Source organism: Hyphomonas pacifica (assembly GCF_000682675.1).
Lineage (GTDB): Bacteria > Pseudomonadota > Alphaproteobacteria > Caulobacterales > Hyphomonadaceae > Hyphomonas > Hyphomonas pacifica.
This window is the reverse complement of sequence record NZ_AWFA01000053.1, coordinates 1-7,162: the sequence shown is the minus strand read 5'-3', so window position 1 is coordinate 7,162 and position 7,162 is coordinate 1. Positions and strand designations below refer to the sequence as shown.

Here is a 7,162-nt window from a genome sequence, read left to right as displayed (position 1 = left end):
CCATGCCGCCGGCGGCGAGGCCGGTGCCCACGGCCGCGCCCGCGCCGAGCTGGGGGCCGCCCGAGACAAGGCCGGTGGCGATGCCGGGTCCGAAGATGCCGAGGCCGAGCAGCGACAGGGCCGCGAGCACAATCGCCATGGCATCGTCGATCGTGGGGGTGACGCCGCCGAAGCCGGCGGTGAACTGCGAAAACAAGGTTGAGCCGATGCCGATGATGACGGCCAACACCAGAACCTTGATGCCGGAAGAGATTACGTTGCCAAGCACACGCTCGGCCATGAAGGCGGTCTTGCCGAACAGGCCAAAGGGGATCAGCACGAAGCCGGCCAGCGTGGTCAGCTTGAACTCGATCAGCGTGACGAAGAGCTGCACGGCGAGGATGAAGAAGGCGAGGATCACCAGCGCCCAGGCGAACAGCAGGCAGGCGATCTGGATGAAGTTCTCGAAAAACGACCAGTAGCCCATCAGGTCGGAAATGGAATCGAGCAATGGTCGGCCGGCATCGAGGCCGGTCTGTGCCACCCGGCCTGGCCGCATGAGGTCGGCAGCGGAAAAGCCCGTGCCCGACGCCATGAGACCGAGACCGGCGAATGAGTCGAAGACGATGCGGGCGAGGTTGTTCCAGTTGCCGATGACGTAGGCGAAGACACCGACGAACAGGGTCTTCTTGACCAGCCTTGCGATAATGTCGTCATCCGCGCCCCAGGCCCAGAAGAGCGCCGCCAGCGTCACGTCGATGACGATCAGGGTGGTGGCGATAAACGCCACTTCCCCACCGAGCAGGCCGAAGCCGGAATCTATGTAGCTGGTGAAGACCCCAAGAAACGAGTCGATGACGCCGGTTCCGCCCATGGATCACTGTTCCTCGTTCTGTCGCGGAGCGGTCTGGGCGGGCGTCCGGCCAAGAAAGCGGTCGCGGCTCTCGGCCCATGCGGAAAGGCAGACCGGATCGCTCGTCGCCGCTTCCCCAAGCTGCTGGCACCGGCGAAGCGTCGCGCGGAGCGGATCGGCCGGCGGTTGCAGCGCCGGTGCGGTGCTGGCCGGCGCGGGATCGTCCTTGCGGGTCATCTCGATCACCGTGGCCGCGATGGCCATGGCGACGAATACGACGGCCCCGAGCCGGGCCAGCATCTTGCCGTCCATGGGCGGCCCCTCCCGTGGTCAGTTGTTGCCGTTGAACATCTGCGCGTTGCCCGGCTGGTAGCCGCTGCCGGGGGTCAGGAAGCGCTCGCGCTGGACACGGCCCTGTTCGGCGGCCGTCGCACGCTCGGCCTCGATCAGCGCTTCCGACCGGCCGTTGGCGGCGAGCATGGCGATCAGGTCGGAAAGCTGCTGCGACTGGAGGGCGAGGATCTGATTGCCGGCCTGCGTGGCCTGCAATGCGCCGGTCGCACCCTGGCTCCGGCCGACGAGCGCGGCCATCTCGGCGCGGTTGCTGTCGATATTGCCGACGACACCGGCTTGCACCTTCATGGCGTCCTGCAAGCCGCCGACCGTGTTTTGCCAACGGTCGCGCGCATCGGCGACAAGCTGGGCGTCGGTCGCCGACAGCGACACATTGCCGTATTGGCTCTGGAACGCCTGGTCGATGTTCTGCACGTCGAACGCGATGTTCTGCGCGTCGCTGAGAAGCTGCTGCGTGCGGCTGACGTTCTGTTGAATCTGCTGGAGCGAGGAATATGGCAAGCTCGCCAGATTGCGGGCCTGATTGATGAGCATCTGGGCCTCGTTCTGGAGCGAGGTGATCTGGTTGTTAATCTGCTCCAGCGTGCGCGCGGCCGTGAGCACGTTCTGCGCGTAGTTGGTCGGATCATAGACGATCCATTGCGCATGGGCCGGGCTTGCCAGCATGGGCGAAAGCGCGACCGGAATGGCGAGCGCCAGCGCAAGGGCCGAGGCCCCGACAAACTTGGAATAGGTCATGGAAGAATCTCCTGTGGGGTATCGAGTCGGGCCGGCGCGGCGGATTCCGGCCGGTCGGCAAGATTGGTGAGGTTGGGGATCAGCTCGACCGCCCACTCGACGCCGCGCTCGCGCAGCCATGCGGCGAGGAAACCATCGCGGCCGTGCTCCGCAACGATCTGCGCAATGAGGGTCTGGTCGGATTTGGCGGATGCGGCGCAGAGGGCGAGGCCGACTTCGGACAGGCCCAGCTCGAACAGGCGGTTGCCCCTGCGGCTTTGGCAGTAATAATCCCGCTTGGGCGTGGCCCTTGCGAGGATTTCGATCTGCCTGTCATTGAGGCCGAAGCGGCGATAGATGGCCGCGATCTGCGGCTCGATGGCGCGCTCGTTCGGCAGCAGGAGCCGCGTCGGGCAGCTCTCGATGATAGCGGGCGCGATGTTGCTGCCGTCGATGTCGGACAGGCTTTGCGTGGCGAAGATGACGCTGGCGTTCTTCTTGCGCAGCGTCTTCAGCCATTCGCGGAGCTGGCCGGCGAATCCCTCGTCGTCGAGCGCAAGCCAGCCTTCATCGATGATGAGCAGCGTGGGGCGGCCGTCGAGCCGGTCGCCGATGCGATGGAACAGGTAGGACAGAACGGCCGGGGCCGCGCCGGTGCCGACCAGCCCTTCGATCTCGAACGCCTGCACGTCCGCCGATCCCAAATGCTCTGTCTCGGCGTCGAGCAACCGGCCATAGGCACCGCCGACGCAGAACGGCCGGAGCGCCTGTTTCAGATCGTTGGATTGCAACAGCACCGCAAGGCCGGTGATCGTGCGTTCTTCGACCGGCGCGGAGGCGAGCGAAGTCAGCGCCGTCCAAAGATACTCTTTGACCTCGGGCGTGATGGCGATGCCTTCGCGCATGAGGATGGTGGCAATCCAGTCCGCCGCCCATGCGCGTTCATAGGTGTCGTGGATGCGGGCCAGCGGCTGGAGCGAGACGGACGCCTCGGCCCCTTCTGTCAGCCCGCCGCCAAGGTCATGCCAGTCGCCGCCCATGGCGAGCGACGCGGCGCGGATGCTGCCGCCGAAGTCGAAGGCGAAGACTTGGCTGGCCTCGTAGCGGCGGAACTGGAGCGCCATGAGGGCGAGCAGCACGCTCTTGCCCGCGCCCGTGGGGCCGACGACAAGGGTGTGCCCTACGTCGCCGACATGCAAAGACAACCGGAACGGGGTTGAGCCTTCGGTCTTTCCAAAGAGCAAAGGGGGCGCACCGAAATGCTCGTCCCGTTCCGGCCCCGCCCACACCGCCGAAAGCGGGATCATGTGGGCGAGATTCAAAGTGCTGATGGGCGATTGCCTGACATTCGCGTAGGCGTGTCCGGGCAGGCTGCCGAGCCATGCGTCAACCGCGTTGACGCTCTCGGGCATGGCGGTGAAGTCGCGGCCCTGAACGATCTTCTCGACCAGGCGCAGCTTCTCGTCGGCAAGGCGCGGGTCGGCATCCCATACGGTGACGGTCGCTGTGACGTAGGCCATGCCCGCCACGTCCGCCCCAAGCTCCTGCAACGCCATGTCGGCGTCGAGCGCCTTGTTCGCGGCGTCAGTGTCCACAAGGGCGGACGCCTCGTTGGTCATCACCTCTTTCAGAATCGCGGCGACGCTCTTGCGCTTGGCGAACCATTGGCGGCGGATGCGGGTCAGGAGCTTTGTGGCGTCCACTTTGTCCAGCAGGATCGCGCGCGTGCTCCACCTGTAGGGGAACGGCAGCCGGTTCATCTCGTCGAGCAGGCCAGGCGTCGTCGCGGTCGGGAAACCTACGATGGTCAGGACGCGCAGATGCGCGTCGCCAAGGCGCGGCTCCAGCCCGCCCGTCAAGGGCTGATCGGCCAGCAGCGCGTCGAGGTGCATGGGCACCTCGGGCACGCGCACACGGTGGCGATTGGTCGATATGGTCGAATGGAGGTAGGTCAGCGTCTCCCCGTCATCGAGCCAGCGGCACTCCGGCATGAATCCGTCGAGCAGCGCCAGCACGCGATCGGTGCGATCGATGAAGGCGCGCAGGACCTCCCACGGGTTCACGCCGGATTGCTCGCGACCCTCGTAGAGCCAGCTTTCCGCGCGGGCGGCTTCCTCGGCCGGGGGCAGCCAGAGGAAGGTCAGGAAATAGCCGGACACGAAATGCGTGCCGGCTTCTTCGAAACCCGCTTTGCGCTCTGCATCGACCAGCGCCGAGGCGGCGTCGGGAAAGGCGCTGTCGGGATAGGTCGCGGCCTCGCTGCGCTGCGCCTCAACGAAGATGCTCCAGCCGGAGCCGAGACGGCGCACGGCGTTGTTGATGCGACCGGCGACGGCGACTAGCTCGGCGGCGACGGCGGAATCCAGATCGGGACCGCGAAACTTCGCGGTGCGCTGGAACGATCCGTCTTTGTTGAGCACGACACCCTGACCGACCAGCGCCGCCCAGGGCAGATAGTCGGCGAGGCGCGCGGCGGTGCGGCGGTATTCGGCAAGGTTCATCATGGATGGGCTCCCCTCAGACCGCCAGAAAAGCCGGGATGCGCAGATGCCGCCGCCCGACTTCGACGAATTGGGGATCGCGCTTCGCCGCCCATACCGCCGCGAAATGCCCGATGGCCCATATGGCGATGCCGACCAGCCAGAGGCGCAGGCCGAGACCCACGGCCCCGGCAAGCGTCCCGTTCATGATGGCGATGCTTCTCGGAGCGCCGCCGAGCAGGATATGCTCGGTCAACGCCCGGTGGACCGGGATCGAGAATCCCGGCACCGCGTCCAGTTGTTCGAGACCGCCCGCCATCAGACGAGCGCCCCGCCGCCGAACGAGAAGAACGACAGGAAGAAGCTCGATGCGGCGAACGCGATGGACAGGCCGAACACGATCTGGATCAGGCGACGGAAACCGCCGCTGGTGTCGCCGAAGGCCAGCGTCAGGCCGGTCACGATGATGATGATGACGGCGATGATCTTGGCGACCGGCCCCTCGATGGATTCGAGGATGGATTGGAGCGGCGCTTCCCACGGCATCGACGATCCCGAGGCATGGGCGGCCGGAGCCATGAAGAGGCCGACATAGGTGAAGGTCGCGGCCGTGGCGACGTGGCGGCGGATGCGCATGGTATGACGGATCATTCGGGGTCTCCAGTTCTGGTGGGGGTTGCCAAGGGGCTGAGATGCGTGATGCGGTAGTCGCCGTCCGGCCCCAGCCCTTCGACGCGGGCGAGTTCGGCCAGCCGGCGCGCGGAACCGCGCCCGGAAAGGACGGCAACAAGGTCAATGGTTTCCGCGATCAGGGCGCGCGGGACGGTGACGACAGCCTCTTGAATGAGCTGTTCAAGCCGGCGCAGCGCGCCAATGCCGGTGCCTGCGTGGATGGTGCCAATCCCGCCCGGGTGGCCCGTGCCCCATGCTTTGAGCAGATCGAGGGCTTCCGATCCGCGCACCTCGCCGATGGGGATGCGGTCGGGGCGCAGGCGCAGCGAGGAACGGACCAGATCGGAAAGCGTCGCCACGCCGTCTTTCGTCCGCATAGCGACAAGGTTGGGCGCGGCGCATTGCAGCTCGCGAGTGTCCTCGATGATGACGACACGATCCGCGCCCTTGGCGACTTCGGCCAGAAGCGCGTTGGTCAGTGTGGTCTTGCCGGTGCTGGTGCCGCCCGCCACGAGGATGTTGGCGCGGGATGCGACGGCCGCGCGTAGCGTTTCCGCCTGATCGGCGGACATGATGCCGGCGGACACATAGTCGTCGAGCGTGAACACCGCGACGGCGGGCTTGCGGATGGCGAAGGCCGGCGAGGAAACCACCGGGGGAAGCAAGCCTTCAAAGCGTTCGCCGCTCTCGGGAAGCTCGGCCGAAACGCGGGGACTGCGGGCATGAACCTCGACGCCGACATGGTGTGCGACCAGGCGCACGATGCGCTCGCCATCGGCCGGCGGCATCGTTTCGCCCGTATCCGCCAATCCTTCGGACAGCCGGTCGATCCAGATGCGGCCATCCGGGTTCAGCATGACCTCGACCACGGCCGGGTCTTCCAGAAACCGGGCAATGGCCGGGCCGAGCGCCGTGCGCAGCATCCGCGCGCCGCGCTGGATCGCCTCCGGTCTGTGATGTGTGGCAGTCATGTCGGCCCCGCTTTCGACGGGGCGCACGACAGTCGGTCCCCGCATCGGGGTCGATTAAAAGAACCTGATTTTTGGCCGACTCAACAACTATTTACGCGCGTGCGGCCACCGGCGGTGATCGGCGGCAAATAGGACGGTTTGAAAATTCAGGGTCGGTCGCTATCGGGGTCGGACGGCCGCTGCGCGGGACTGTCCCCAAGCGAATCGACATCGCGCGACAGCTCCTTGAGGAACCTGTCTCCGGTGGCGAGGCGCTTGCCGAGGGTCTGAATGAAGCCCTCGAACCGTTCCACGCCTTTCGCGCGGGCGGACGATTGCCCGGTGTCGGAGATCGGCGGCGTGATCGTCAACCAGAACTGGACGAACAGCGAAAGCGTCTCGCCGAGCACGGCGAGATCTTCGTCGAGCCCGTCCATCTGTCGGCCGAGCCTGTCCAGGCGGCGCGTCATGGCCGCCTCCAGCCGATCCGCTGCGTCGCCGGACAGGAAGGAAGCGACGGACGCCTCCACGATGGCGGATTTGGAGACATTGCGGCGCAGCGCCAGCATCTCGACCTGTTGCAGCAATTCGGGATCGAAATAGACGTTCATGCGGGTTCGTGTGGCCATGGGAGGGTTCCTCAAAGCTCGATCCCGTCATCGGGGTTCATCGACGCCTGCCGGGCGACCGCGCGCATGCGCTGACGCAGGGCGCGGGCTTTGGCCGCGTCCAGGTCCGGTTCGTCGTCAAGGATGTCGAACTCCCGCGCCGGAGACGGCGGCGGAACGATTTCCTCATGCTCGGGCAATTCCGGTTCACGGCGGATGCCGGCATTGGCCGGATCGCCTTCCGTTCCGCTAGCCATGGACTGGGCATCGCCCTTCTGCGCGACCAACCGGCTCGACCAATCATCGGATGACGGGTTCGTGGCGGGACCGGCCGCCGGATCGGGTGGGGTCAGGAGGCGTTCAGTGAACCGCGAATCCTCGAAGTAGCGCGCCTTGGTGGCGCGGATCGGCGGCGTGCCCGCGACCATGACGATTTCATCGGTGGGCGGAAGCTGCATGATCTCGCCCGGCGTCATCAATGGCCGAGCCGTCTCCTGCCGGGACACCATGAGATGCCCGAGCCAGGGCGCGAGGCGATGGCCGGCATAG

The 7,162-nt window shown here is 66.3% G+C and carries 9 protein-coding genes; all 9 read right to left on the bottom strand.

All coding sequences use genetic code 11. The features are described 5' to 3' along the window. On the bottom strand, positions 1-853 hold an 853-nt coding region (gene trbL / locus HY2_RS13715; RefSeq protein WP_034828602.1), incomplete at its 3' end, for a P-type conjugative transfer protein TrbL. Positions 854-856: 3 nt separating this feature from the next. Next, the gene (gene trbK-alt, locus HY2_RS13710) at positions 857-1,144 is read right to left on the bottom strand and encodes a putative entry exclusion protein TrbK-alt (RefSeq protein ID WP_034828601.1); all 288 of its coding nucleotides are present in this window, start codon (positions 1,142-1,144) and stop codon (positions 857-859) included. A gap of 18 nt (positions 1,145-1,162) precedes the next feature. Further along, positions 1,163-1,924, bottom strand: a complete 762-nt coding sequence (gene trbJ, locus HY2_RS13705) for a P-type conjugative transfer protein TrbJ (protein ID WP_034828600.1) — start codon at positions 1,922-1,924, stop codon at positions 1,163-1,165. After that, entirely contained in the window at positions 1,921-4,407 is a 2,487-nt protein-coding gene (trbE, locus tag HY2_RS13700) for a conjugal transfer protein TrbE (RefSeq protein ID WP_034828599.1), read from the bottom strand. The genes trbJ and trbE overlap by 4 nt, the downstream gene beginning before the upstream one ends. Positions 4,408-4,420: 13 nt before the next feature. Further along, on the bottom strand, positions 4,421-4,702 hold the full coding sequence (locus HY2_RS13695; protein WP_026782251.1) for a VirB3 family type IV secretion system protein: 282 nt from the start codon (positions 4,700-4,702) through the stop codon (positions 4,421-4,423). After that, a complete protein-coding gene (locus HY2_RS13690) occupies positions 4,702-5,034 on the bottom strand; it encodes a TrbC/VirB2 family type IV secretion system protein (protein ID WP_034828598.1) in 333 nt (110 codons plus the stop codon). Before HY2_RS13690 ends, HY2_RS13695 begins: the two co-directional genes overlap by 1 nt. Beyond that, positions 5,031-6,026, bottom strand: coding sequence for a P-type conjugative transfer ATPase TrbB (gene trbB, locus HY2_RS13685; RefSeq protein WP_034828597.1), 996 nt, complete (start codon positions 6,024-6,026; stop codon positions 5,031-5,033). Before trbB ends, HY2_RS13690 begins: the two co-directional genes overlap by 4 nt. Before the next feature lie 146 nt (positions 6,027-6,172). After that, the gene (locus tag HY2_RS13680) at positions 6,173-6,634 is read right to left on the bottom strand and encodes a ribbon-helix-helix domain-containing protein (RefSeq protein WP_034828596.1); all 462 of its coding nucleotides are present in this window, start codon (positions 6,632-6,634) and stop codon (positions 6,173-6,175) included. 11 nt (positions 6,635-6,645) lie between these two features. Beyond that, positions 6,646-7,162, bottom strand: a 517-nt coding sequence (locus HY2_RS13675; protein WP_034828595.1) for a type IV secretory system conjugative DNA transfer family protein, incomplete at its 5' end; no start/stop codon positions are given.